General features: G+C 62.8%; 23 protein-coding genes. 20 read left to right on the plus strand and 3 right to left on the minus strand.

Annotation, left to right across the window (positions count from 1 at the left end; translation table 11 throughout):
• Positions 1 to 44: 44 nt before the first annotated feature.
• The 3 genes from aat to infA all read left to right on the plus strand — a co-directional run bounded on the left by aat (position 45) and on the right by infA (position 1825).
• Complete coding sequence (gene aat / locus KH389_RS16430; RefSeq protein WP_213605821.1) at positions 45 to 722, plus strand: leucyl/phenylalanyl-tRNA--protein transferase; 678 nt, start codon at positions 45 to 47, stop codon at positions 720 to 722.
• Between the two features lie 75 nt (positions 723 to 797).
• A complete protein-coding gene (locus tag KH389_RS16435) occupies positions 798 to 1505 on the plus strand; it encodes an arginyltransferase (protein ID WP_043860851.1) in 708 nt (235 codons plus the stop codon).
• A 101-nt stretch (positions 1506 to 1606) separates the two neighbouring features.
• Positions 1607 to 1825 carry a translation initiation factor IF-1 gene (infA, locus tag KH389_RS16440; RefSeq protein ID WP_002553999.1) on the plus strand — a complete coding sequence of 73 codons (219 nt, stop codon included), beginning with the start codon at positions 1607 to 1609 and terminating at the stop codon, positions 1823 to 1825.
• Positions 1826 to 1955: 130 nt separating this feature from the next.
• On the opposite strand, the gene clpA is transcribed toward infA, so the two are convergent.
• Both clpA and clpS read right to left on the minus strand, forming a co-directional pair.
• Entirely contained in the window at positions 1956 to 4226 is a 2271-nt protein-coding gene (gene clpA, locus KH389_RS16445) for an ATP-dependent Clp protease ATP-binding subunit ClpA (protein ID WP_043860852.1), read from the minus strand.
• Between the two features lie 30 nt (positions 4227 to 4256).
• A complete protein-coding gene (gene clpS / locus KH389_RS16450) occupies positions 4257 to 4619 on the minus strand; it encodes an ATP-dependent Clp protease adapter ClpS (RefSeq protein ID WP_043860853.1) in 363 nt (120 codons plus the stop codon).
• Between the two features lie 228 nt (positions 4620 to 4847).
• On the opposite strand from clpS, the gene cspD reads away from it, so the two are divergent.
• Entirely contained in the window at positions 4848 to 5102 is a 255-nt protein-coding gene (cspD, locus tag KH389_RS16455; protein WP_152644099.1) for a cold shock domain-containing protein CspD, read from the plus strand.
• Positions 5103 to 5163: 61 nt separating this feature from the next.
• On the opposite strand, the gene icd is transcribed toward cspD, so the two are convergent.
• Positions 5164 to 6420, minus strand: coding sequence for an NADP-dependent isocitrate dehydrogenase (icd, locus tag KH389_RS16460; protein WP_043860855.1), 1257 nt, complete (start codon positions 6418 to 6420; stop codon positions 5164 to 5166).
• A gap of 418 nt (positions 6421 to 6838) precedes the next feature.
• Here icd and KH389_RS16465 point away from each other — a divergent pair, with 418 nt between their 5' ends.
• The 16 genes from KH389_RS16465 to nuoH all read left to right on the plus strand — a co-directional run bounded on the left by KH389_RS16465 (position 6839) and on the right by nuoH (position 26649).
• Positions 6839 to 9064, plus strand: coding sequence for an NADP-dependent isocitrate dehydrogenase (locus KH389_RS16465; protein ID WP_043860856.1), 2226 nt, complete (start codon positions 6839 to 6841; stop codon positions 9062 to 9064).
• 162 nt (positions 9065 to 9226) lie between these two features.
• The gene (locus tag KH389_RS16470) at positions 9227 to 9667 is read left to right on the plus strand and encodes an NUDIX hydrolase (RefSeq protein WP_054915102.1); all 441 of its coding nucleotides are present in this window, start codon (positions 9227 to 9229) and stop codon (positions 9665 to 9667) included.
• Between the two features lie 73 nt (positions 9668 to 9740).
• Entirely contained in the window at positions 9741 to 10862 is a 1122-nt protein-coding gene (mnmA, locus tag KH389_RS16475; protein ID WP_058541215.1) for a tRNA 2-thiouridine(34) synthase MnmA, read from the plus strand.
• Entirely contained in the window at positions 10862 to 11482 is a 621-nt protein-coding gene (hflD, locus tag KH389_RS16480; RefSeq protein WP_043860859.1) for a high frequency lysogenization protein HflD, read from the plus strand. Before mnmA ends, hflD begins: the two co-directional genes overlap by 1 nt.
• A 135-nt stretch (positions 11483 to 11617) precedes the next feature.
• On the plus strand, positions 11618 to 12988 hold the full coding sequence (gene purB / locus KH389_RS16485) for an adenylosuccinate lyase (protein ID WP_043860860.1): 1371 nt from the start codon (positions 11618 to 11620) through the stop codon (positions 12986 to 12988).
• An 80-nt stretch (positions 12989 to 13068) separates the two neighbouring features.
• Positions 13069 to 14235, plus strand: a complete 1167-nt coding sequence (locus KH389_RS16490) for a ribosomal protein uL16 3-hydroxylase (RefSeq protein WP_043860861.1) — start codon at positions 13069 to 13071, stop codon at positions 14233 to 14235.
• Positions 14228 to 14653, plus strand: a complete 426-nt coding sequence (locus tag KH389_RS16495) for a GNAT family N-acetyltransferase (protein ID WP_043860862.1) — start codon at positions 14228 to 14230, stop codon at positions 14651 to 14653. The genes KH389_RS16490 and KH389_RS16495 overlap by 8 nt, the downstream gene beginning before the upstream one ends.
• A 125-nt stretch (positions 14654 to 14778) precedes the next feature.
• Positions 14779 to 15513: a secretin N-terminal domain-containing protein gene (locus KH389_RS16500; protein WP_231390883.1), complete on the plus strand. Its 735-nt coding sequence runs from the start codon at positions 14779 to 14781 to the stop codon at positions 15511 to 15513.
• A 523-nt stretch (positions 15514 to 16036) separates the two neighbouring features.
• Positions 16037 to 17362, plus strand: a complete 1326-nt coding sequence (gene aceA, locus KH389_RS16505) for an isocitrate lyase (RefSeq protein ID WP_043860864.1) — start codon at positions 16037 to 16039, stop codon at positions 17360 to 17362.
• 627 nt (positions 17363 to 17989) lie between these two features.
• Complete coding sequence (locus KH389_RS16510) at positions 17990 to 18403, plus strand: NADH-quinone oxidoreductase subunit A (RefSeq protein WP_010220397.1); 414 nt, start codon at positions 17990 to 17992, stop codon at positions 18401 to 18403.
• Positions 18404 to 18413: 10 nt separating this feature from the next.
• Positions 18414 to 19091 (plus strand): NADH-quinone oxidoreductase subunit B, encoded by a 678-nt coding sequence (locus KH389_RS16515; protein ID WP_043860865.1) that lies wholly within the window; start codon positions 18414 to 18416, stop codon positions 19089 to 19091.
• 77 nt (positions 19092 to 19168) lie between these two features.
• Complete coding sequence (gene nuoC / locus KH389_RS16520; protein WP_043860866.1) at positions 19169 to 20950, plus strand: NADH-quinone oxidoreductase subunit C/D; 1782 nt, start codon at positions 19169 to 19171, stop codon at positions 20948 to 20950.
• 2 nt (positions 20951 to 20952) lie between these two features.
• A complete protein-coding gene (nuoE, locus tag KH389_RS16525) occupies positions 20953 to 21450 on the plus strand; it encodes an NADH-quinone oxidoreductase subunit NuoE (RefSeq protein WP_043860867.1) in 498 nt (165 codons plus the stop codon).
• Positions 21447 to 22802 carry an NADH-quinone oxidoreductase subunit NuoF gene (gene nuoF, locus KH389_RS16530; RefSeq protein WP_043860868.1) on the plus strand — a complete coding sequence of 452 codons (1356 nt, stop codon included), beginning with the start codon at positions 21447 to 21449 and terminating at the stop codon, positions 22800 to 22802. The genes nuoE and nuoF overlap by 4 nt, the downstream gene beginning before the upstream one ends.
• A gap of 128 nt (positions 22803 to 22930) precedes the next feature.
• Positions 22931 to 25645 carry an NADH-quinone oxidoreductase subunit NuoG gene (nuoG, locus tag KH389_RS16535; protein ID WP_043860869.1) on the plus strand — a complete coding sequence of 905 codons (2715 nt, stop codon included), beginning with the start codon at positions 22931 to 22933 and terminating at the stop codon, positions 25643 to 25645.
• Positions 25642 to 26649: an NADH-quinone oxidoreductase subunit NuoH gene (nuoH, locus tag KH389_RS16540; RefSeq protein WP_054915105.1), complete on the plus strand. Its 1008-nt coding sequence runs from the start codon at positions 25642 to 25644 to the stop codon at positions 26647 to 26649. The genes nuoG and nuoH overlap by 4 nt, the downstream gene beginning before the upstream one ends.
• Positions 26650 to 26653 lie beyond the last annotated feature (4 nt).

The following is a 26653-nucleotide window of genomic DNA, read 5'->3' on the forward strand; positions in this document are numbered from 1 at the left end:
CGATCCTTCCCCTCCCCTCCTCCACCGCACGGCGACCCACCTCCATGCTGACCTGGCTGAGCCGCAACAACCTGGACTTCCCGCCCCTGGAAAAGGCCCTGCACGAACCCAACGGCCTGCTCGCCGCCGGCGGCGACCTGAGTGCCGAGCGCCTGGTGCAGGCCTATCGCCATGGCTGCTTCCCCTGGTACCAGGACGGCCAGCCGATCCTGTGGTGGTCGCCCGACCCGCGCACCGTGTTGTTCCCGGACGAGCTGCACGTGTCGCGCTCGCTGCGCAAGGTCATCCGCCAGGGCCGCTATCAGGTCAGCTTCGACCAGGACTTTGCCAGCGTGATCAGTGCCTGTGCGGCGCCTCGCGACTATGCCGACGGCACCTGGATCACCGACCCCATGCAGGCTGCCTACCTCACGCTGCACCAGCAGGGCTTCGCCCACTCGGTGGAAGTGCGCGAAAACGGCGAGCTGGTGGGCGGGCTCTACGGCCTGGCCATGGGCCGCCTGTTCTTTGGCGAATCGATGTTCAGCCGCGCCGACAACGCCTCCAAGGTGGGCTTCGTGCACCTGGTCGAACACCTCAAGGCGGCCGGCTTCGTGCTCATCGACTGCCAGATGCCCACCAACCACCTGCACAGCCTCGGCGCCCGCGCCATCGCTCGCAGCACCTTTGCCGAGTACCTGCGCAACTACCTCGACCAGCCGGCCAACGTCAGTTGGGCCTGACGTCCTGGCGTTTGCTAGGCGAGTTTTCACAGCTGGCTTACACTTAATCCAAACGCACCTCCCGAGGGGTTGATCATGACAGAGCTGGCGCGGTTGAAGTTTTATGCCACTCAACCCCATGCCTGCAGCTACCTGCCAGACGAGCAAGCCACCACGCTGTTTCTCGACCCGAGCCAGCCAATGGACGCCAACGTCTACGCAGACCTGTCGGAAATGGGCTTTCGTCGCAGCGGCGACCACCTGTACCGCCCGCATTGCCAGAACTGCAATGCGTGCGTACCTGCGCGCATTCCGGCGGCTCGCTTTACGCCCAATCGCCAGCAGAAGCGCATCATCAAGCGCAACGCCGACCTGGTGGTGACCCCCGCACGCCCTCGGTTCAACGAAGAATACTTCGAGCTGTACCGCCGCTACATCGAGCAGCGCCATGCCGACGGCGACATGTACCCACCCAGCCGCGACCAGTTCTCCACCTTCCTGGTCCGCGACCTGCCGTTTTCACGCTTCTACGAGTTTCGCCTAGACGGCAAGCTGCTGGCGGTGGCGGTCACCGACCTGCTGCCCAACGGCGTATCGGCGGTGTACACCTTCTACGAACCCCAGGAAGAACGGCGCAGCCTGGGACGTTTCGCGATCCTCTGGCAGATCAGCGAAACCCTGCGCCTGGGGCTTGAAGCGGTCTATCTCGGGTACTGGATCAAGAACTGCAAAAAGATGAATTACAAGACCCAGTACCGCCCCATCGAGCTGCTGATCAATCAACGATGGGTCACGCTTAACTGAAACCCTTGGCTTGAACCCCATTTTTCGGGCACAATGCACGCCACTTTTTAGCCTGGCGCAGTTGCACCGGGCCGGCAACTGGACACCGAGGGCTTTACTGCATGTCGAAAGAAGACAGCTTCGAAATGGAAGGCACTGTCGTCGACACCCTGCCCAACACCATGTTCCGCGTGGAGTTGGAAAATGGGCACGTCGTTACCGCGCATATCTCCGGCAAGATGCGCAAGAACTACATCCGTATTCTCACCGGCGACAAGGTCCGCGTCGAACTGACGCCTTATGACCTGAGCAAAGGGCGCATCACCTACCGCGCCCGCTAAACGCTACACACAAGAACGCCCGGCCAGTGCCGGGCGTTTTTGCGTGCCTGCCTGAAAAGCCTCGCCGGCAAGGCCGACTCCTACCAGGGCAGCATCACCCCGCAGGAGCCGGCCGTGCCGGCGAACGCGATCAGGCCATCTCGGCCGTGGTCTCGAAGTCGAACACCAGCTCGCCATCGCGCAGGTCGATGTGCACCACGCCGCCATGCTCGGCCAGCTCGCCAAACAGGATCTCTTCGGCCAGCGGCCGCTTGATCTTGTCCTGGATAAGCCGCGCCATGGGCCGCGCACCCATCTGCGCATCGTAGCCACCGGCTGCCAGGTAGCTGCGAGCAGCATCCGACACCTCCAGCAGTACGCGCTTGTCTTCCAGCTGGGCCTGCAGTTCGGTGAGGAACTTGTCGACCACGCTCTTGATCACTTCGTGGCTCAGGCGACCAAACTGGATGATGGTGTCCAGGCGGTTGCGGAACTCCGGCGTGAAGCTCTTCTTGATCACTTCCATCGCGTCGGACGAGTGGTCCTGATGGGTAAACCCGATCGAGGCCCGTGCCGCAGTCTCGGCGCCGGCGTTGGTGGTCATGATCACGATGACGTTGCGAAAGTCCGCCTTGCGCCCGTTGTTGTCGGTCAGGGTACCGTGGTCCATCACCTGCAGCAGCAGGTTGAAGACTTCCGGGTGAGCCTTCTCGATTTCATCGAGCAGCAGCACGCAATGTGGCTGCTTGGTGATGGCTTCGGTCAACAGGCCGCCCTGGTCGAAACCGACATAGCCCGGAGGCGCACCGATCAGGCGCGACACGGTGTGACGCTCCATGTACTCGGACATGTCGAAACGCACCAGCTCGACCCCCAGCGCCTTGGCCAGCTGACGCGCCGCCTCGGTCTTGCCGACCCCGGTAGGGCCTGCAAACAGGAACGAGCCCACCGGCTTGTCCGGCGCCTTCAGGCCCGCACGCGACAGCTTGATGGCGGTGGCCAGCGAATCGATCGCGGCATCCTGGCCAAACACGGTCAGCTTCAGGTCGCGCTCCAGGTTGCGCAGCAGCTCCTTGTCGGAACTGGTGACGTGCTTTGGCGGAATGCGCGCAATCTTGGCGACGATGTCTTCCACCTGCTGCACATCGATGCGCTTGACGCGCTTCTCTACCGGCTGCAGGCGCTGGTACGCCCCCGCCTCGTCGATCACGTCGATGGCCTTGTCTGGCATGTGACGGTCATTGATGTAGCGCGCTGCAAGCTCCGCTGCGGCACGCAGCGACTCATCGCTGTACTCGATGCTGTGATGGGACTCGAAACGCCCCTTGAGGCCGCGCAGGATGCCGATGGTGTCTTCCACCGACGGCTCGCTGACATCCACCTTCTGGAAGCGCCGCGCCAGGGCCCGGTCCTTCTCGAAGATGCCGCGGAACTCCTGGAACGTAGTCGAGCCGATGCAACGGATATCACCCGAAGACAGCAGCGGCTTGAGCAGGTTGGACGCATCCATCACCCCGCCCGATGCCGCACCGGCGCCGATGATGGTGTGGATTTCGTCGATGAACAGGATCGCCTGCGGACGCTTGCGCAGTTCGCCGAGCAGCGCCTTGAAGCGCTTCTCGAAGTCGCCACGGTACTTGGTACCGGCCAGCAAGGCGCCCAGGTCCAGCGAATAGACCACGCTCTGGGCCAGCAGGTCAGGCACCTGACCGTCGACGATACGCTTGGCCAGGCCTTCGGCGATGGCGGTCTTGCCCACCCCGGCCTCGCCCACCAGCAGCGGGTTGTTCTTGCGCCGACGCGCAAGGATCTGCGCCACGCGCTCGACCTCGGTCTCGCGCCCCACCAGCGGGTCGATACGCCCCTGGCGTGCCAGTTCGTTGAGGTTGCTGGCATAAGCATCCAGCGGATTGCTCGAGGACGAGGCTTCGCCGCCGTCTTCGTCCTGCATGTCCTGCTCGCCGTCCTGGTGTTCGCCATGGCCCGGCACCTTGGAGATACCGTGAGCGATGTAGTTGACCACGTCGATTCGCGCGACACTTTGCTGTTTGAGCAGGAACACCGCCTGGCTTTCCTGCTCGCTGAAGATCGCCACCAGCACATTGGCGCCGGTGACTTCACGTTTACCCGAGCTCTGTACATGGAACACGGCACGCTGAAGCACCCGCTGGAAGCCCAGGGTTGGCTGGGTCTCCCGGTCTTCATCATGCACGGGGATCAGTGGCGTGGTGGAGTCGATGAACTCCTGCAGGTCGTGCTTGAGCTTGTCGAGGTTGGCTCCACAGGCACGCAAAACGGTTGCGGCGGCCTCATTATCCAAAAGCGCCAGCAGAAGGTGTTCGACGGTCATGAACTCATGACGCTTCGAACGGGCCTCCTTGAAGGCCAGATTGAGGGTGACTTCGAGCTCGCGGTTTAACATAGCTTCACCTCATACCCAAGTGGTCGGCGATTAACCGTCCTTCTCGATTTCACAGAGTAGCGGATGCTGGCTTTCCCGGGCGTATTGGTTGACCTGCATGGCCTTGGTCTCGGCGATGTCGCGGGTAAACAATCCGCACACTGCCCGCCCTTCTGTATGGACGGCCAGCATGACCTTGGTCGCCAGCTCGCGATTCAGGTTAAAAAACACCTCGAGCACTTCGACGACGAAATCCATCGGTGTGTAGTCATCGTTGAACAAAACCACCTTGTACATCGGTGGTGCCTGCAGCGCGGGCTTGGCTTCCTGTACCGCCAGACCAGAGCCATCGTCCTCATCCTGCTGCGGGCGATCCTGATTGAATGTTAGTCGAATCTGGCTATGTGCATGCATGGAAAGAAATTCATCATTTCGACAGGTTAAGGTTGAATGTGGACCGCCTGGCCACACGCCGGAACGGCCGTCGCCTGACCTTGACTATCGGCAAATCGGTGTTACAACCAATAAGAGCCCACCGTGGTCGATAAAGATCCGCGCAGTCAACCAGAATTTTCGCAGGTTCATAGGCGGATGGAGTGGATGATACTCCAGTGATGGAGTCCTTTGCAGAGGGATATGAGGATGGCAACCGGCAAAGTCAAGTGGTTCAACAATGCCAAGGGATTCGGATTCATCAACGAGGATGGCAAGGATGAGGACCTGTTTGCCCACTTCTCTGCCATTAACATGGAAGGTTACAAGACCCTGAAGGCCGGACAAGTCGTCACATTCGATATCATTCAGGCACCCAAGGGGTTTCATGCGCAGAACATAAGACCCGTCGTCACCAGCGCCCAGAGCGAACCCGCCAGCAGCGCGACCACGATCGACGCCTGAACACCCCAGGAACACCAGGGCCGGCCTGCCCTCTCGGACAGGCCGGCCTTTTGCTGCCCGCTTACATGTGCTTGATCAGCGCCTCACCGAAGCCCGAGCTCGACACCAGCGTCGCGCCTTCCATCAGGCGTTCGAAGTCGTAGGTCACGGTCTTGGCCTTGATAGCCCCGTTGGTGCCCTTGATGATCAGGTCCGCCGCCTCTGTCCAGCCCAGGTGACGCAGCATCATCTCGGCCGACAGGATCACCGAACCAGGGTTGACCTGATCCTTGCCGGCATACTTGGGCGCCGTGCCGTGGGTGGCCTCGAACATGGCCACGGTGTCCGACAGGTTGGCACCCGGCGCGATACCGATACCGCCCACTTCCGCTGCCAGGGCGTCGGACAGGTAGTCACCGTTCAGGTTGAGGGTGGCGATCACGTCGTACTCGGCCGGACGCAGCAGGATCTGCTGGAGCATGGCGTCGGCAATGGCGTCCTTGACGATCACTTCACGCCCGGTCTTGGGGTTCTTGAATTTCATCCACGGGCCGCCATCGAGCAGCTCGGCGCCGAATTCGTTCTTGGCCACCTCGTAGCCCCAGTCCTTGAAGGCCCCCTCGGTGAACTTCATGATGTTGCCCTTGTGCACGATGGTCAGCGACTCGCGGTCGTTATCCACCACATACTGCAGGGCCTTGCGCACCAGGCGCTGGGTGCCTTCCTTGGAAACCGGCTTGATGCCGATGCCGCAATCCTGGTCGAAGCGGATCTTGGTGACACCCATTTCCTCTTTGAGGAACTTGATGACCTTGTTCGCCTCGGGCGAGCCGGCCTTCCACTCGATGCCGGCATAGATGTCCTCGGAGTTCTCGCGAAAGATCACCATGTCGACGTCGCCAGGTTTTTTCACCGGGCTGGGCACACCCTCGAACCACACCACCGGACGCAGGCACACGTACAGGTCCAGTTGCTGGCGCAGGGCGACGTTCAGCGAACGGATGCCGCCGCCGACCGGGGTGGTCAGCGGGCCCTTGATCGATACCACGTAGTCTTTCACCGCATCCAGGGTTTCCTGGGGCAGCCAGGTGTCCTGGTCGTAGACCTGGGTGGCCTTCTCGCCGGCGTACACCTCCATCCAGGAGATCTTGCGCTTGCCGCCATAAGCCTTTTCGACTGCAGCATCGACCACCTTGATCATCACCGGGCTGACATCGACGCCAATACCGTCACCTTCAATGAAGGGGATGATCGGATTGTCGGGAACATTGAGAGAATGGTCTGCGTTGACGGTGATTTTGTCACCGACTGCCGGAACCTTGATTTTCTGGTATCCCATGCTGCACTCCGCTTTTTTCTGGTTGATAGGACTTCATGCAATCCCCAGAGCCTAACCCAGTTGAACGCAGACGCAAACCTCGCCGAAAAAACCGTCATACCAGCGTAAAACGCTCTACGTCTTTGGTCTAAAAGTGGCCATCCGACATGTTGACCTTGATGATTACGACCAAGGGTTTGATATACTCCGCCGGTGACCAAAGGGTCACTGGGGGCGACCGGTCCGAATAGAGACGTCCGGCCCCGACAAGACTGGGCTGTTACCGCAGTTCAGCCGTTTGACACTCGACTGATGCAACCCACCATCACAGCCCGGAATCCTCGACTTTCTGCTCATGGATCCGCTTGAGCGAAGCGCCTATCCTGCGCACCCCTCGAGATTCCGCGCACGCTCAGCAAAACAGAGAGTTAACCCGAATATGCCCACCCGATCCAAGATCATCTACACCTTCACCGACGAAGCCCCCGCCCTCGCCACCTACTCACTGCTGCCCATCGTCGAAGCGTTCACCGCCACTGCCGACATCGCCGTCGAAACCCGTGACATCTCGCTCGCTGGCCGTATCCTCTCTGCCTTCCCTGAACAGCTCGGCGCCGACAAGCAAGTGGCCGACCACCTGGCAGAACTGGGCCAACTGGCAACCACACCTGAAGCCAACATCATCAAGCTGCCGAACATCAGCGCCTCGGTACCGCAGCTGAAGGCCGCGATCAAGGAACTGCAAGCCAAGGGCTTCAACATCCCGGACTACCCGGACACCGTCAGCACCGACGCGGAAAAAGAAGCCCGCGCCCGCTACGACCGCATCAAGGGCAGCGCCGTGAACCCGGTACTGCGCGAAGGCAACTCCGACCGCCGCGCACCGCTGTCGGTCAAGAACTACGCCCGCAAGCACCCGCACAAGATGGGCGCCTGGGCAGCCGACTCCAAGTCGCACGTCGCGCACATGGACAACGGCGACTTCTACGGCAGCGAAAAAGCCGCGCTGATCGAAGCCGATGACAGCCTGCGCATCGAACTGCTGGCCAAGGACGGTTCGACCACCGTCCTGAAAGAAAAGACCGCGGTCAAGGCCGGCGAAATCGTCGACTGCGCCGTGCTCAGCACCAAGGCCCTGCGCAGCTTCATCGCTGCCCAGATCGAAGAAGCCAAGGCCCAGGGCGTACTGCTGTCGGTTCACCTGAAAGCCACCATGATGAAGGTCTCCGACCCGATCATGTTCGGCCAGATCGTCGCCGAGTACTACAAGGACGCGCTGACCAAGCACGCCGCCGTACTGGAGCAGGTCGGCTTCAACCTGAACAACGGCATCGGCGACCTGTACGCCCGCATCAAGGACCTGCCAGCCGAGCAGCAGGCCCAGATCGAAGCCGACGTGCAGGCCGTGTATGCCGTGCGCCCGGCGCTGGCCATGGTCAACTCCGACAAGGGCATCACCAACCTGCACGTGCCGAGCGACGTCATCGTCGACGCCTCGATGCCGGCGATGATCCGCGACTCGGGCAAGATGTGGAACACCGAAGGCCAACTGCAGGACACCAAGGCAGTGATCCCGGATCGCTGCTACGCCACCATCTACCAGGCGGTGATCGAAGACTGCAAGCAACACGGCGCCTTCGACCCTACCACCATGGGCAGCGTGCCGAACGTCGGCCTGATGGCACAGAAGGCCGAAGAGTACGGCTCCCACGACAAGACCTTCCAGGCCAAGGCTGATGGCGTGATCCGCGTCGTCGACGGCAAGGGCAACCTGCTGCTGTCCCAGGACGTCGAAGCCGGCGACATCTTCCGCATGTGCCAGACCAAGGACGCGCCGATTCAGGACTGGGTCAAGCTGGCCGTCAACCGTGCCCGTGCCAGCGCCACCCCGGCGATCTTCTGGCTCGACCCGCAACGCGCCCACGACGGCGTGCTGATCGAGAAGGTCCAGAAGTACCTGAAAGACCACGACACCACCGGCCTGGACATCCGTGTCCTGTCGCCTGTCGAGGCCATGAAGGTTTCGCTGCAGCGCATCCGTGCCGGCAAAGACACCATCTCGGTCACCGGCAACGTGCTGCGTGACTACCTGACCGACCTGTTCCCGATCATGGAGCTGGGCACCAGCGCCAAGATGCTGTCGATCGTGCCGCTGATGAACAACGGCGGCCTGTTCGAAACCGGCGCCGGCGGTTCGGCACCCAAGCACGTGCAACAGCTGGTGGAAGAAAACTTCCTGCGCTGGGATTCGCTGGGCGAGTTCCTGGCCCTGGCAGCTTCGCTCGAGCACCTGAGCACCGCCTACGCCAACCCCAAGGCCAAGGTACTGGCTGCGACCCTGGACCAGGCCACCGGCCAGTTCCTGGACAACAACAAGTCCCCTGCGCGCAAGGTTGGCAGCATCGACAACCGTGGCAGCCACTTCTACCTGACCCTGTACTGGGCCCAGGCACTGGCTGCACAGACCGATGACGCGGCGCTGCAAGCACGCTTCGCACCGCTGGCCAAGGCACTGACCGAGAACGAAGCGACCATCGTCGCCGAGCTCAACGCAGTCCAGGGCAAGCCGGTTGAAATCGGGGGTTACTACTACCCCGATGCCGAGCTGACCGCCAAGGCAATGCGCCCGAGCCAGACCTTCAACAACGCGGTTGCCGCGCTGTAAGGTTGGCTTGAGCTGACACACAGACCCCGGCCACGCACCGGGGTTTGTGCTTTCTGGACATCGGCGGCGCCCTCTTCGCCGGCAAGGCCGGCTCCTACAGCCCTTTGTAGGAGCCGGCCTTGCCGGCGAAGAGGCACGCCACCCCACTACGAAGGCACCCGCATGACCTGGCAACCCCACATCACCGTCGCCACCATCGTCGAAGACAACGGCCGCTTCCTGCTGGTCGAGGAATTCAAGGCCGGCCGGCACGTCTTCAACCAGCCCGCCGGCCACCTCGAAGCCAACGAAACCCTGCTCGAAGCCGCCCTGCGCGAGACCCTCGAAGAAACCGCCTGGGACGTCGAGCTTACCGGCATCGTCGGCATCTACCTCTATACCGCCCCCAGCAACGGCGTGACCTACCAGCGCATCTGCTTCGCTGCCCGCCCGCTTCGCCACCACCCCGAACGCGCCCTGGACACCGACATCGTGCGCGCCACCTGGCTCACCCGCGACGAACTGCTGGCCGACCCCGAGCGCTGGCGCAGCGAGCTGGTGCCGCAATGCATCGACGACTACCTGGCCGGCCCGCTGCACAGCCTGAGCCTGATCCGCAATTGAAGCCGCGGCTTTCGCCTTGCGCGGCGCAGCCTGATAGAATCGACGTCTTTTTCCAGATACACAGCCGGTACCTATGACCAGTCCAGCACTCTACGAACCCGAAAAGACACGCGTCATCGTCGGCATGTCCGGCGGCGTGGACTCTTCCGTCTCCGCCCTCCTGCTGATCGAGCAGGGCTACCAGGTGGAAGGCCTGTTCATGAAGAACTGGGAAGAGGACGACGGCACCGAATACTGCACCGCCCGCGAAGACCTGGCCGATGCCCAGGCCGTGTGCGACCGCATCGGCATCAAGCTGCACACCGCCAACTTTGCCGCCGAGTACTGGGACCACGTGTTCGAGCACTTCCTGGAAGAGTACAAGGCCGGGCGCACGCCGAACCCGGACATCCTGTGCAACCGCGAAATCAAGTTCAAGGCGTTCCTCGACTACGCCCTGATGCTCGGTGCCGACCTGATCGCCACCGGCCACTATGTGCGCCGCCGCGACATCGACGGGCGTACCGAGCTGCTCAAGGGCCTGGACCCGAACAAGGACCAGAGCTACTTCCTGCACGCCGTCGGCGGCGAGCAGATCGCCCGCACGCTGTTCCCGGTGGGCGAACTGGAAAAGCCCGAGGTGCGCGCCATCGCCGAAAAACACGGCCTGGCCACGGCCAAGAAGAAGGACTCCACCGGTATCTGCTTTATCGGCGAGCGCCGTTTCAGCGATTTTCTCAAGCAGTACCTGCCGGCGCAGCCCGGTGAAATCCAGACCACCGAGGGTGAAGTCATCGGCCAGCACCACGGCCTGATGTACCACACCATCGGCCAGCGTCAGGGCCTGGGCATCGGCGGCCTCAAGGATGCCAGCGACGAGCCGTGGTACGTGCTGGAGAAAGACCTCAGCCGCAACGTGCTGGTGGTCGGCCAGGGCAACGAGCACCCGTGGCTGTTCTCCCGCGCCCTGCTCGCCTCGGAGATCTTCTGGGTCAACCCCGTCGACCTCTCCAGCCCGCGCCAGCTGACGGCCAAGGTGCGCTACCGCCAGAGCGACCAGGCGTGCACCCTGGAACGCACCGCAAGCGGCTACCGCGCCGTTTTCGACGAGCCGCAGCGCGCCGTGACGCCGGGCCAGTCGGTGGTGTTCTATGACGGTGAGGTATGCCTGGGGGGCGGTGTGATCGAAGTGGCCGAGCCCTGGAGCAGCCGCTGATGAACCAGATGCAAGAGCAACTGGTGGCCCTGGGCGGGGTATTCCAGGCCGCCGTGCTGGTCGACCGAATCGCCCGCACAGGCCAGGCCAGCGAGGCCGACCTGGGCTGCATGCTCGGCAGCCTGCTGGTACGCGACCCCAAGGACACCCTGGAGGTGTTCGGCGGTGACGACCTGAACCTCAAGGATGGCTACCGCGCCCTGGCCAGCGCGCTGGAGCGCGACCCTGCCAGCCTGCAGCGCGAGCCGCTGCGCTACGCCTTGTCGATGCTGGGCCTGGAGCGCCAGCTGGCCAAGCGTGGCGACATGCTCGACACCATCGGCAAGCGTCTGCCGCAGATCCAGTCCCAGGCCGATCATTTCGGCCTGGTGCATGAAAACGTGATCGCTTCGTGCGGCGCCCTCTATCAGGACACCCTGAGCACCCTGCGCCAGCGTATCCAGGTGCATGGCGACATGCGCAACCTGCAGCAGCCCAACAATGCCTCGAAGATCCGCGCCCTGCTGCTGGCCGGCATCCGTGCTGCGCGCCTGTGGCGCCAGCTGGGCGGGCACCGCTGGCAGCTGGTGATCAGCCGGCGCAAGCTGCTCAAGGAGCTGTACCCGATGCTGCGCGGCTGACCCTGGCCACGTCGCGGCCTTCGCTGGCTTGCCAGCGAAAAGGCCCGAAAGACCTTTTGTCACCCTCAAAACCCGGGCGCGTTTTTCATGTATGATATGCGCCCTTTTCGTTGCCCGACTGTCCGAGAACACCCCATGCAGCTTTCCTCGCTCACTGCGGTTTCCCCTGTTGACGGCCGCTACGCCGGCAAAACCCAGGCCCTGCGCCCCATCTTCAGCGAATACGGCCTGATCCGTTTCCGCGCCCTGGTCGAGGTCCGCTGGCTCCAGCGCCTGGCCGCCCACCCGCAAATCGCTGAAGTACCAGCGTTTTCCGCCGAAGCCAACGCCGTGCTCAACGCCCTGGCCGACGACTTCGCCCTCGAGCACGCCGAGCGCGTCAAAGAGATCGAGCGCACCACCAACCACGACGTCAAGGCCATCGAGTACCTGCTCAAGGAGCAGGCCGCCCAGCTGCCGGAACTGGCCAAGGTCAGCGAGTTCATCCACTTCGCCTGCACCAGCGAGGACATCAACAACCTGTCCCACGGCCTGATGCTGCGCGAAGGCCGCGACAGCGTGCTGCTGCCGCTGATGCGCCAGATCGCCGAGTCGATCCGCGAACTGGCCCACCGCTTCGCCGACGTACCGATGCTGTCGCGCACCCACGGCCAGCCGGCTTCGCCGACTACCCTGGGCAAAGAGCTGGCCAACGTGGTGTACCGCCTGGAGCGCCAGATCGCCCAGGTTGCCGCCGTGCCGCTGCTGGGCAAGATCAACGGCGCCGTGGGCAACTACAACGCCCACCTGTCGGCCTACCCGCAGATCGACTGGGAAGCCAACGCCCGCGCCTTCATCGAAGACGAGCTGGGCCTGGTGTTCAACCCCTACACCACCCAGATCGAACCGCACGACTACATTGCCGAGCTGTTCGACGCAATCGCCCGCTTCAACACCATCCTGATCGACTTCGATCGCGATATCTGGGGCTACATCTCGCTGGGCTACTTCAAGCAGCGCACCATTGCCGGCGAAATCGGTTCCTCGACCATGCCGCACAAGGTCAACCCGATCGACTTCGAGAACTCCGAAGGCAACCTGGGCATCGCCAACGCGCTGTTCCAGCACCTGGCCAGCAAGCTGCCGATCTCGCGCTGGCAGCGCGACCTGACCGACTCCACCGTGCTGCGCAACCTGGGCGTCGGTTTCGCCCACAGCGTGATCGCCTACGAGGCCAGCCTCAAGGGCATCAGCAAGCTGGAAATCAACGAAGCCCGCATTGCCGAAGACCTGGACGCCTGCTGGGAAGTCCTGGCCGAGCCGATCCAGACCGTGATGCGCCGCTACGACATCGAAAACCCGTACGAGAAGCTCAAAGAGCTGACCCGCGGCAAAGGTATCAGCCCTGAAGCGCTGTTAACCTTCATCGATGGCCTGGACATGCCGGCCGAAGCCCGCGCCGAGCTGAAGAAGCTGACCCCGGCCAACTACATCGGTAATGCCGCGGCACAAGCCAAACGCATCTGATTGCCCCCGCGTTTTGACGCCCGGCTTGGCCGGGCGTTTTTATTGCTGAAAGAAAATTACTTTTTTTCAATAGGTTACACATGAATCCTGATACCCCACTTCAGCTGCTGGGCGGCCTGACTGCCCGCGAATTCCTGCGCGACTACTGGCAGAAGAAGCCCCTGCTGGTTCGCCAGGCCTTCCCTGATTTCGAAAGCCCGATCGATGCCGATGAACTGGCCGGCCTGGCACTGGAAGAGGAAGTCGAATCGCGCCTGGTCATCGAACATGGCGAGCGCCCGTGGGAACTGCGCCGCGGCCCGTTCGACGACGATACCTTCAGCACCCTGCCTGAGCGCGACTGGACCCTGCTGGTACAAGCCGTCGACCAGTTCGTGCCGGAAGTGGGCGAGCTGCTGGAGAGCTTTCGCTTTCTGCCAAGCTGGCGCATCGACGACGTGATGATCAGCTTCGCCGCCCCGGGTGGCAGCGTGGGCCCGCACTTCGACAACTACGACGTGTTCCTGCTGCAAGGCCAGGGCAAGCGCAACTGGAAGATCGGCCAGATGTGCGACAGCGACAGCCCGCTGATCGAGCACGCCGACCTGCGCATCCTGGCCGACTTCGAGCAGACCGATGAGTGGACCCTGGAACCGGGCGACATGCTCTACCTGCCACCGCGCCTGGCCCACTACGGTGTGGCCGAAGACGACTGCCTGACCTATTCGGTCGGCTTCCGCGCGCCGAGCGCCGCCGAAGTGCTGACCCACTTCACCGACTTCCTCAGCCAGTTCCTGCCTGACGAAGAGCGCTACACCGACGCCGACGCCCAGCCAGTGAGCGACCCGCACCAGATCCAGCGCGACGCCCTGGACCGCCTCAAGGGCCTGCTGGCCGAGCACATGAGCGACGAGCGCCTGCTGCTGACCTGGTTCGGCCAGTTCATGACCGAACCACGCTACCCGGAACTGGTGGCTGGCGAGGCACTGAGCGAAGAAGACCTGATCGACAGCCTGGAACAGGGTGCGATCCTGATCCGCAACCCGAGCGCGCGCCTGGCCTGGTCGGAAGTCGACGACAACGTGCTGCTGTTCGCCAGCGGCCAGAGCCGCCTGCTGCCGGGCGAACTGCGCGACCTGCTCAAGCTGATCTGCGCCGCCGACGCCCTGCACGTGGAAAACCTCGCGCCATGGCTTGGCGACGAAAATGGCCTTACCCTGATCTGCGAACTGGTCAAGCAAGGAAGCCTGGGATTTGCCAATGAATAAGATCGAAGTACGCCTGGCCGATTGGCAGAAAGACAACGCCGACATCCGCCGTATCCGCGAATCGGTGTTCATTGCCGAGCAGAACGTGCCGCCAGAGCTGGAGTGGGATGCCGACGACAACATCGCCGTGCACTTCCTGGCCTTTGAGGGTGACTACGCCATCGGCACCGCCCGCCTGTTGCAGGATGGCCAGATCGGGCGCGTGTCGGTGCTCAAGGACTGGCGCGGGCTCAAGGTGGGTGACGCACTGATGCAGGCCGCCATCGCCGAGGCGCAGAACCGCGATCTGCGCCAGCAGAAGCTCACCGCACAAGTGCATGCCACCGCATTCTACGAGCGCCTGGGCTTCAAGGTCGTCAGCGAGGAGTTCCTCGAGGCCGGCCTGCCGCACGTGGACATGGTGCGCGACTCGCAGTAAGCGCCAACCCTGTCGCCGGCAAGACCAGCTCCCATTCCCGCGGGAGCCGGCCTTGCCGGCGAACAGGCCAGCACAACCGCTACAAATTTGCCATCATGTCCACTCCACCCGCGGAGACCATTGACATGCCGCTACGCCCCCTGCTCGCCACCCTGCTTCTGTCGTTCAGCCTCAGTGCGCTGGCCGCCACCGAAGTCCTGCCGCTGAACCACCGCACCAGCGCCGAACTGCTCCCCGCCGCGCAAGCCTTCATCGGCAAGGACGGCAGTGTCAGCACCTTCGAAAACAAGCTGATCGTCAATGCCGAGCCCGGCAAGATCGACGAACTTCGCACCCTGCTGCAACAACTGGACACCGCCCCCAAGCGCCTGCTGATCAGCGTCGACAACACCGACAGCAACGTCCAGGACAACCGCGGCAACGCCCGCGTGATCCGCTACGGCACCGCCAACCGCGAGGGTGGGCTGCAACAGGTGCAGGCCAGCGAGGGAACTCCGGCGCTGATCCAGGTTGGCCAGAGCATTCCCATCACCAGCACCCAGACCGACAGCTACGGACGCGTGCAGAGCAACACCGAGTACCGCAACGTCACCCAGGGTTTCTACGTCACCGCCAGCGTCACCGGCGAAACCGTGCACCTTGCCATCAGCACCAACAATGACCGGATGAGCCAGGAACGTCCCGATGTAGTGAAGGTGCAAAGCACCGACACGAAGGTCACCGGCAAGCTTGGCGAGTGGATCAGCCTGGCAGGTGTCAACGCTCAAAGTCAGGCCGATCGCAGCGCTTCGACCCTCAGTTACTCCACCCAGCGCGGTGAGAACATGACTTTGCGGGTAAAAGTCGAGGCACTGGACTGACCCCGCGCCGTTCAAGGCCTCGACCAAAGGCCTCGAAACTGACTGACGAGTCGTATTAGACCAAAGATGTAGTGGATGAAAAAAAGCACTACAAAACATTTGACGCCCCCGAATCGCAGAGGCATGATGGCCCCGCTCCCGCTAATCAGAGGCCCTGGCAAGGGCCTTCGAGTTGCGCTCTGACCTACCCGACCTGAGCCGATTCGTGTCTGTACAGCCCACAAGGCGGTTTGACGAGATTGCGACTGGAACGAAGTTGTCCCGAGGGACGGAAGCGCATCAAACGGTAGACGGCACACCCTGATCGACGCAGCACGGCAACCACGAGCCAACCTGCCCGACAGCCACGCCAAGGACCTGCTCACTTCCCCCCTTCGAGCCCCATCGTTCAACGTCGCCATTTCGCCCACACCACTGGCTGCCAGTGCTTCTGACCAGCGAGCAATCGGAGCTGCCCCTGTACGCACAGCGCAGCCGACAGAGCGAACATTTTTTACCGACCTATGCGACGAGGTTTACTTTCATGGCACTGACACGCGAACAGCAAATTGCAGCCCTCGAAAAAGATTGGGCCGAGAACCCACGCTGGAAAGGCGTGACCCGTACCTACTCTGCCGCTGATGTCGTTCGTCTGCGTGGCTCGGTTCAACCTGAGCACACCCTGGCCCGCATGGGTGCCGAGAAGCTGTGGAACCTGGTAACCAAAGGCGCCCATCCTTCGTTCCGCCCTGAAAAAGATTTCGTCAACTGCATGGGCGCCCTGACCGGCGGCCAGGCTGTTCAACAGGTCAAGGCCGGTATCCAGGCTATCTACCTGTCCGGCTGGCAAGTGGCTGCCGACAACAACTCGGCCGAGTCCATGTACCCCGACCAGTCGCTGTACCCGGTGGACTCCGTGCCAACCGTGGTCAAGCGCATCAACAACTCGTTCCGTCGCGCCGACCAGATCCAGTGGAAAGCCGGCAAGAACCCGGGCGACGACGGCTACATCGACTACTTCGCACCGATCGTGGCTGACGCTGAAGCCGGTTTCGGCGGCGTACTCAACGCCTACGAGCTGATGAAGAACATGATCGAGGCAGGCGCCGCCGGCGTTCACTTCGAAGACCAGCTGGCCTCGGTTAAAAAATGCGGCCACATGGGCGGCAAGGTACTGGTTCCGACCCAGGAAGCCGTACAGAAGCTCAGCGCTGCCCGCCTGGCGGCCGACGTTGCCGGTGTACCGACCATCATCCTGGCCCGTACCGACGCCAACGCCGCCGACCTGCTGACCAGCGACTGCGACCCGTACGACCAGCCATTCGTGGTGGGTGAGCGTACCCAGGAAGGTTTCTACAAGGTACGTGCCGGTCTGGACCAGGCGATTGCCCGCGGCCTGGCCTACGCACCGTATGCCGACCTGATCTGGTGCGAAACCGCCAAGCCGGACCTGGACGAAGCACGCCGCTTTGCCGAAGCCATCAAGAAGGAATACCCGGACCAGATTCTGTCCTACAACTGCTCGCCTTCCTTCAACTGGAAGAAGAACCTGGACGACGCGACCATCGCCAAGTTCCAGCGCGAGCTGTCGGCCATGGGCTACAAGCACCAGTTCATCACCCTGGCTGGCATCCACAACATGTGGCACGGCATGTTCAACCTGGCGCACGACTACGCCCGCAACGACATGACTGCCTACGTGAAGCTGCAGGAGCAGGAATTCGCCGACGCGTCCAAAGGCTACACCTTCGTGGCGCACCAGCAGGAAGTGGGCACTGGCTACTTCGACGACATGACCACCGTGATCCAGGGTGGCAAGTCTTCGGTTACCGCCCTGACCGGCTCGACCGAAGAAGAGCAGTTCCACTGATCGGCTGATCGATTGGTGACATTCGGGTAACACGCAAGACCCGGGGCCTGTGATGGGGCTCCGGGTCTTGTGCCATTCATACCCCGCGCAGGCGCCAGCCTTGCCGGCGAAAAGGCCAGCCGCCCGGCACAAGGCTTCCTTATTACCCCCGATTGGCTATGCTAGTGCACACCGGCGTCAGCGGACGGCCTTGGCAGCGCAGATACCGACGCGCCACCCCCGCGCACAACCCTGAGCCAGAGCCCAGCGCCAGCACGCAGACACTGCCCGAAACAGGGGCGCACAAACTTGCCGGCCACACCCTTGAACAACAACTTTTAGTTGACGCAGGAGGTAGGAATAACAAGAGCTCTTCAAATGATATTAATTATCATTTCGAAACTTGCATTTCGTTACGCCATACAAGAAACATAATTAACAAAAGCACGCGCAATCCACGGAATACGTGGCCTGCAGCGAGTTACGAAAGATTTTTGTTCTTAATGCTACGAATAAATTTGCTGCAGAAATTTTACTTGCTACGGGTTTACCCATAAAATCAGCGCGATAGATTTCGCTGCGACATATCGTCACTGCTCTACTTCTTTTCAAGCTCAGAGACCAAGCGCTCTGTTAAGGATTTTCAGCATGCCCGATTCGACAGGACTCATCGCCCACAACTGGGGCTTTGCCATCTTCCTTTTGGGTGTCGTCGGCCTGTGTGCCTTCATGCTCGGCCTGTCCGCCCTGCTGGGCAGCAAGGCCTGGGGCCGCAGCAAGAACGAACCGTTCGAGTCCGGCATGCTGCCAACAGGCGGTGCCCGCCTGCGTCTTTCCGCCAAATTCTATCTGGTCGCGATGCTGTTCGTGATCTTCGATATCGAAGCCCTCTTTCTCTTTGCATGGTCTGTGTCCGTCCGCGAAAGCGGCTGGACCGGATTCGTCGAAGCACTCGTTTTCATAGCAATTCTGTTGGCAGGTCTTGTCTACCTATGGCGCGTCGGGGCCCTCGATTGGGCTCCCGAAGGTCGTCGCAAGCGGCAAGCGAAGCTGAAACAATGAGGCTTTGGCAATGCAATACAATCTCACCAGGATCGACCCCGATGCGCCCAACGAGCAGTATCCAATCGGTGAACGGGAAACCGTCTCCGATTCGCTGCTAGAGGACCAGGTCCACAAGAACATCTTCATGGGCAAGCTCGAAGATGTACTCAGTGGAGCCGTCAACTGGGGGCGCAAGAATTCCCTGTGGCCGTACAACTTCGGCCTCTCCTGCTGCTACGTGGAAATGACCACGGCCTTCACGGCACCCCACGACATCGCCCGCTTCGGCGCCGAGGTCATCCGGGCATCGCCGCGTCAGGCCGACTTCATGGTCATCGCCGGCACCTGCTTCATCAAGATGGCGCCGATCATCCAGCGCCTGTACGAGCAGATGCTCGAACCCAAGTGGGTCATCTCCATGGGTTCGTGCGCCAACTCCGGTGGCATGTACGACATCTACTCGGTCGTTCAGGGGGTCGACAAGTTCCTCCCCGTGGATGTCTACGTGCCTGGCTGCCCGCCTCGCCCCGAAGCGTTCCTGCAAGGCCTGATGCTGCTGCAGGAATCGATCGGCAAGGAGCGGCGCCCTCTTTCGTGGGTCGTCGGCGATCAAGGCGTGTACCGCGCCGAGATGCCGTCGCAGAAAGAGCAGCGTCGTGAACAGCGTATCCAGGTTACCCACCTGCGCAGCCCCGACGAAGTCTGATCCAGCGACCTGCCGCCTGTTCATTCGAGCAGGCGGCCTGGCTTCATTCTCTACGTTGACCGAAAGCGATCGAGACCATGACAGCGGACACCGCTATTTACATCCCGCCTTACAAGGCTGACGACCAGGATGTGGTCGTCGAATTGAACAATCGTTTTGGCCCCGAGGCGTTCACCGCCCAGGACACCCGCACCGGCATGCCGGTGCTTTGGGTTGCCCGCGCCAAGCTGATCGAAGTGCTGACCTTCCTGCGCAACGTGGCCAAGCCGTACAGCATGCTGTACGACCTGCACGGCGTGGACGAGCGCCTGCGCACCCAGCGTCGCGGCCTGCCGGGCGCCGACTTCACCGTGTTCTACCACCTGCTGTCCGTCGAGCGTAACAGCGACGTGATGATCAAGGTGGCACTGAACGAAGGTGACCTGAACCTGCCCACCGTCACCGGTATCTGGCCCAACGCCAACTGGTACGAGCGCGAAGTCTGGGACATGTTCGGCATCGACTTTGCCGGCCACCCGCACCTGACCCGCATCATGATGCCGCCCACCTGGGAAGGCCATCCGCTGCGCAAGGACTTCCCGGCGCGCGCCACCGAGTTCGACCCCTACAGCCTGAACCTGGCCAAGCAGCAGCTCGAGGAAGAAGCCGCACGCTTCAACCCCGAAGCCTGGGGCATGAAGCGTTCCGGTGCCAACGAGGACTACATGTTCCTCAACCTTGGCCCCAACCACCCTTCGGCTCACGGTGCGTTCCGTATCGTGCTGCAGCTGGACGGTGAAGAGATCGTCGACTGCGTCCCGGACATCGGCTACCACCACCGTGGTGCCGAGAAGATGGCCGAGCGCCAGTCCTGGCACAGCTTCATCCCCTACACCGACCGCATCGACTACCTGGGCGGGGTGATGAACAACCTGCCCTACGTGCTCGCGGTCGAGAAGCTGGCCGGCATCAAGGTGCCGCAGAAGGTCGACACCATCCGCATCATGATGGCCGAGTTCTTCCGCATCACCAGCCACCTGCTGTTCCTGGGTACCTACATCCAGGACGTCGGCGCCATGACCCCGGTGTTCTTCACCTTCACCGACCGTCAGCGCGCCTACACCGTGATCGAAGCCATCACCGGTTTCCGTCTGCACCCGGCCTGGTACCGTATCGGTGGCGTGGCCCACGACCTGCCGCGCGGCTGGGAAAAACTGGTCAAGGACTTCGTCGACTGGCTGCCCAAGCGCCTCGACGAGTACACCAAGGCCGCCCTGCAGAACAGCATCCTCAAGGGCCGTACCATCGGCGTGGCTGCCTACAACACCAAGGAAGCCCTGGAATGGGGCGTCACCGGTGCCGGCCTGCGTTCGACCGGTTGCGACTTCGACCTGCGCAAGGCACGCCCGTACTCGGGCTACGAGAACTTCGAGTTCGAAGTGCCGCTGGCCAGCAATGGCGATGCCTATGACCGCTGCATGGTGCGCGTGGAAGAAATGCGCCAGAGCATCAAGATCATCGACCAGTGCATGCGCAACATGCCGGAAGGCCCGTACAAGGCGGATCACCCGCTGACCACGCCGCCGCCAAAAGAGCGCACCCTGCAGCACATCGAGACCCTGATCACGCACTTCCTGCAGGTTTCGTGGGGCCCGGTCATGCCGGCCAACGAGTCCTTCCAGATGATCGAAGCGACCAAGGGCATCAACAGTTACTACCTGACGAGCGACGGCGGCACCATGAGCTACCGCACCCGGATCCGCACTCCGAGCTACCCGCACCTGCAGCAGATCCCTTCGGTGATCCGCGGCAGCATGGTCGCGGACCTGATTGCGTACCTGGGCAGTATCGACTTCGTTATGGCTGACGTGGACCGCTAAGCATGAATAACACGCTTATCCAAACCGACCGTTTCGCCCTGAGCGAAACCGAGCGCTCGGCCATCGAGCACGAGATGCACCACTACGAGGACCCGCGCGCGGCGTCCATCGAAGCCCTGAAGATCGTTCAGAAGGAACGCGGCTGGGTGCCGGACGGCGCCGTGTACGCCATCGGCGAAGTGCTGGGCATCCCTGCCAGCGACGTCGAAGGCGTGGCCACCTTCTACAGCCAGATCTTCCGCCAGCCGGTCGGCCGCCACATCATCCGTGTGTGCGACAGCATGGTCTGCTACATCGGCGGCCACGAGTCGGTGGTCAGCCAGATCCAGAGCGAGCTGGGCATCGGCCTGGGCCAGACCACCGCAGACGGGCGTTTCACCCTGCTGCCGGTGTGCTGCCTGGGCAACTGCGACAAGGCCCCGGCCCTGATGATCGACGACGACACCTTTGGCGACGTGCAACCTGCCGGCGTTTCCAAACTGCTGGAGGGTTACGTATGACCATCACTTCCTTCGGCCCGGCCAACCGCATCGCGCGCGCCGCCGAAACCCATCCGCTGACCTGGCGCCTGCGCGACGACGGCGAGCCACTGTGGCTCGACGAGTACCAGGCCAAGGACGGCTACACCGCTGCCCGCAAGGCACTGGCGCAGATGTCGCAGGACGACATCGTGCAGACCGTCAAGGACTCCGGCCTCAAGGGCCGTGGCGGTGCGGGCTTCCCGACGGGCGTCAAATGGGGCCTGATGCCCAAAGACGAATCCATGAACATCCGCTACCTGCTGTGCAACGCGGACGAAATGGAGCCCAACACCTGGAAGGACCGCATGCTGATGGAGCAACAGCCCCATCTGCTGATCGAAGGCATGCTGATCAGTGCCCGCGCGCTCAAGGCCTACCGCGGCTACATCTTCCTGCGTGGCGAATACACCACCGCCGCGCGCAACCTCACCCGTGCGGTCGAGGAAGCCAAGGCTGCCGGCCTGCTGGGCAAGAACATCCTGGGCAGCGGTTTCGATTTCGAGCTGTTCGTGCACACCGGCGCCGGGCGTTACATCTGCGGTGAAGAAACCGCACTGATCAACTCCCTCGAAGGCCGCCGCGCCAACCCGCGTTCCAAGCCGCCCTTCCCTGCCGCCGTGGGCGTGTGGGGCAAGCCGACCTGCGTGAACAACGTCGAGACCCTGTGCAACGTGCCGGCCATCGTCGGCAACGGCATCGACTGGTACAAGTCGCTGGCCCGCGAAGGCAGCGAAGACCACGGCACCAAGCTGATGGGCTTCTCCGGCAAGGTGAAGAACCCTGGCCTGTGGGAACTGCCCTTCGGCGTCACCGCCCGCGAGCTGTTCGAAGACTACGCCGGCGGCATGCGCGACGGCTTCAAGCTCAAGTGCTGGCAGCCAGGCGGCGCCGGTACCGGCTTTTTGCTGCCCGAGCACCTCGACGCCCAGATGTACGCCGGCGGCATCGCCAAGGTCGGTACCCGGATGGGTACGGGCCTGGCCATGGCCGTTGACGACAGCGTCAACATGGTCTCGCTGCTGCGCAACATGGAAGAGTTCTTTGCCCGCGAATCGTGCGGCTTCTGCACCCCGTGCCGCGACGGCCTGCCGTGGAGCGTCAAGCTGCTGCGCGCCATCGAGAAAGGCCAGGGTCAGCCAGGCGACATCGAGACGCTGCTGGGGCTGGTCGGTTTCCTCGGCCCAGGCAAGACCTTCTGCGCTCACGCACCCGGTGCGGTCGAGCCGCTGGGCAGTGCCATCAAATACTTCCGCCCCGAGTTCGAAGCCGGCATCGCAGCCACTGCTGCACCGCGCCCGGACTTGGCCAAACCCGTTGTGGTTGGCGCATAACGAACAAGAAGACGGGCGGTCCGTGCCGCCCGTTGCCCGCGATGCTCGCCCGGATGACGGCGAACCGCAGGCATACAGCTTTCCATTAGCCACGCCCGCAGACGCGGGCCAACGAAGAACTTTGAACCATGGCCACTATCCACGTAGACGGCAAAGAGCTCGAAGTCAACGGTGCAGACAACCTGTTACAGGCGTGTCTGTCGCTAGGCCTCGACATCCCCTATTTCTGCTGGCACCCGGCGCTCGGTAGCGTCGGTGCCTGCCGCCAGTGTGCGGTCAAGCAGTACACCGACGAGAACGACACCCGTGGTCGCATCGTCATGTCCTGCATGACCCCTGCCACCGATGGCAGCTGGATTTCCATCGAAGACGAAGAAGCCCGCGTGTTCCGCGCCAGCGTCGTCGAATGGCTGATGACCAACCACCCGCACGACTGCCCGGTGTGCGAGGAAGGCGGTCACTGCCACCTGCAAGACATGACGGTGATGACCGGCCACAACGAGCGCCGCTACCGTTTCACCAAGCGTACCCACCAGAACCAGGAGCTCGGCCCGTTCATCTCCCACGAGATGAACCGCTGCATCGCCTGCTACCGCTGCGTGCGCTACTACAAGGACTACGCCGGCGGTACCGACCTGGGCGTGTTCGGTGCGCACGACAACGTGTATTTCGGCCGTGTCGAGGACGGTGCCCTGGAGAGCGAGTTCTCCGGCAACCTGACCGAGGTCTGCCCGACCGGTGTGTTCACCGACAAGACCCACTCCGAGCGCTACAACCGCAAGTGGGACATGCAGTTCGCCCCGAGCATCTGCCATGGCTGCTCCAGCGGCTGCAACATCAGCCCGGGCGAGCGCTACGGTGAACTGCGCCGCATCGAGAACCGTTTCAACGGCTCGGTGAACCAGTACTTCCTGTGCGACCGTGGCCGCTTCGGCTACGGCTACGTCAACCGTACCGACCGCCCACGCCAGCCACTGCTCCAGGACGGCCAGAAACTGGGCCTGGACGCCGCGCTGGACAAGGCCGCCGACATGCTGCGCGGGCGCAACATCGTGGGTATCGGTTCGCCCCGTGCAAGCCTGGAGAGCAACTACGGCCTGCGCGAGCTGGTGGGTGCCGAACATTTCTATGCAGGCATGGAAGCCGGTGAGCTGGAGCGCGTGCGCCTGGCTTTGCAGGTGCTCAACGACAGCCCGCTGCCGGTGCCGACCCTGCGCGACATGGAAGACCATGACGCGGTGTTCGTGCTTGGCGAAGACCTGACCCAGACCGCTGCCCGCGTGGCCCTGGCCCTGCGTCAGTCGGTCAAGGGCAAGGCCGAGGCGATGGCCGATGCCATGCGCGTTCAGCCGTGGCTCGATGCCGCGGTGAAGAACATCGGCCAGCACGCCATGTACCCGCTGTTCATTGCCAGCCTGAGCGAGACCAAGCTCGACGACGTGGCGCAAGAGTGCGTGCACGCCGCGCCGGACGACCTGGCCCGCATCGGTTTCGCCGTGGCCCACGCCATCGACCCGAGCGCCCCAGCCGTCGAAGGCCTGGACGCCGAAGCCCTGGACCTGGCCAAGCGCATCGCCGACGCCCTGGTCGCGGCCAACCGCCCACTGGTGGTTGCCGGTACTTCGCTGGCCTCCAGGGCTCTGATCGAAGCTGCCGCCAACATCGCCAAGGCACTCAAGCTGCGCGAGAAGAACGGCTCGCTGAGCCTGGTGGTGCCCGAGGCCAACAGCCTGGGCCTGGCCATGCTCGGTGGCGAGTCGATCGATGCGGCGCTGGACGCCGTGATCGCCGGCAAGGCCGATGCCATCGTGGTGCTGGAAAACGACCTGTACAGCCGCGTACCGGCTGCCAAGGTCGACGCTGCCCTGGCCGCGGCCAAGGTGGTGATCGTTGCCGACCACCAGAAAACCCCGACCACCGACCGCGCGCACCTGGTGCTGCCGGCCGCCACCTTCGCCGAGGGCGACGGTACCCTGGTCAGCCAGGAAGGCCGCGCCCAGCGCTTCTTCCAGGTGTTCGACCCGCAGTACCTGGACAGCAGCATCCTGGTGCACGAAGGCTGGCGCTGGATGCATGCACTGCGTGCCACCCTGCTCAACAAGCCGGTCGACTGGACCCAGCTGGACCACGTGACCCACGCCGTGGCTGGCGTGGTGCCGCAACTGGCCGGCATCGTCAACGCCGCGCCATCGGCCGCGTTCCGCATCAAGGGCATGAAACTGGCCCGCGAGCCGCTGCGCTACTCGGGCCGTACCGCCATGCGCGCCAACATCAGCGTGCACGAGCCACGTACCCCGCAAGACCCGGACACCGCGTTCGCCTTCTCCATGGAAGGCTACTCGGGCTCCGCCGAACCGCGCCAGCAGGTGCCGTTCGCCTGGTCGCCGGGCTGGAACTCGCCGCAGGCCTGGAACAAGTTCCAGGACGAGGTCGGTGGTCACCTGCGTGCAGGCGACCCGGGCACCCGCCTGATCGAGACCCAGGGCGACAGGCTGAACTGGTTCGCCAGCGTTCCGGCGGCGTTCTCGCCGGCCCGTGGCACCTGGCAGGCCGTGCCGTTCTACCACCTGTTCGGCAGTGAAGAGAACTCTTCGCGCGCCGCCCCGGTGCAGGAGCGCATCCCGCAGGCCTACGTGGCACTGGCCAAGTCCGAAGCCGACCGCCTGGGCGTCAACGACGGCGCACTGCTGAGCCTGAACGTGGCCGGCCAGACCCTGCGTCTGCCGCTGCGCATCAATGAGGAACTGGGCGCAGGCCTGGTTGCATTGCCCAAAGGCCTGGCCGGCATCCCGCCTGCCATCTTCGGTGCATCCGTCGAAGGCTTGCAGGAGGCAGCACAATGACCTGGTTCACCCCTGAAGTGATCGATGTGATCCTCACTGTCATCAAGGCCATCGTGGTGTTGCTGGCGGTGGTGGTCTGCGGTGCGCTGCTCAGCTTCGTCGAGCGTCGCCTGCTGGGCTGGTGGCAGGACCGTTACGGTCCTAACCGCGTCGGCCCGTTCGGCATGTTCCAGATTGCCGCCGACATGCTGAAGATGTTCTTCAAGGAAGACTGGAACCCGCCCTTCGTCGACAAGGTGATCTTCACCCTGGCGCCGGTGGTGGCCATGAGCGCCTTGCTGATCGCCTTCGCGATCATCCCGATCACCCCGACCTGGGGTGTCGCGGACCTGAACATCGGCCTGCTGTTCTTCTTCGCCATGGCCGGCCTGTCGGTGTACGCCGTCCTGTTCGCCGGCTGGTCGTCGAACAACAAGTACGCCCTGCTCGGCAGCCTGCGGGCCTCGGCCCAGACCGTGTCGTACGAAGTGTTCATGGGCCTGGCGCTGATGGGCATCGTGGCCCAGGTCGGCTCGTTCAACATGCGCGACATCGTCGAATACCAGGCGCAGAACCTGTGGTTCATCATTCCGCAGTTCTTCGGCTTCTGTACCTTCTTCATCGCTGGCGTGGCCGTGACTCACCGTCACCCCTTCGACCAGCCGGAAGCGGAACAGGAACTGGCCGACGGCTACCACATCGAATATGCCGGCATGAAATGGGGCATGTTCTTCGTGGGCGAGTACATCGGCATCATCCTGATCTCGGCGCTGCTGGTAACCCTGTTCTTCGGTGGCTGGCACGGGCCGTTCGGCATCCTGCCGCAACTGTCGTTCGTGTGGTTCGCCCTGAAGACCGCGTTCTTCATCATGCTGTTCATCCTGCTGCGCGCCTCGATCCCGCGCCCGCGCTATGACCAGGTGATGGACTTCAGCTGGAAGTTCTGCCTGCCGCTGACCCTGATCAATTTGCTGGTGACCGCTGCGCTCGTGTTGCTCAACACGCCAGCTGTTGCGGCCCAGTGAGGAT

Origin of the sequence: Pseudomonas qingdaonensis (assembly GCF_018398475.1) — a bacterium.
GTDB lineage: Bacteria > Pseudomonadota > Gammaproteobacteria > Pseudomonadales > Pseudomonadaceae > Aquipseudomonas > Aquipseudomonas palmensis.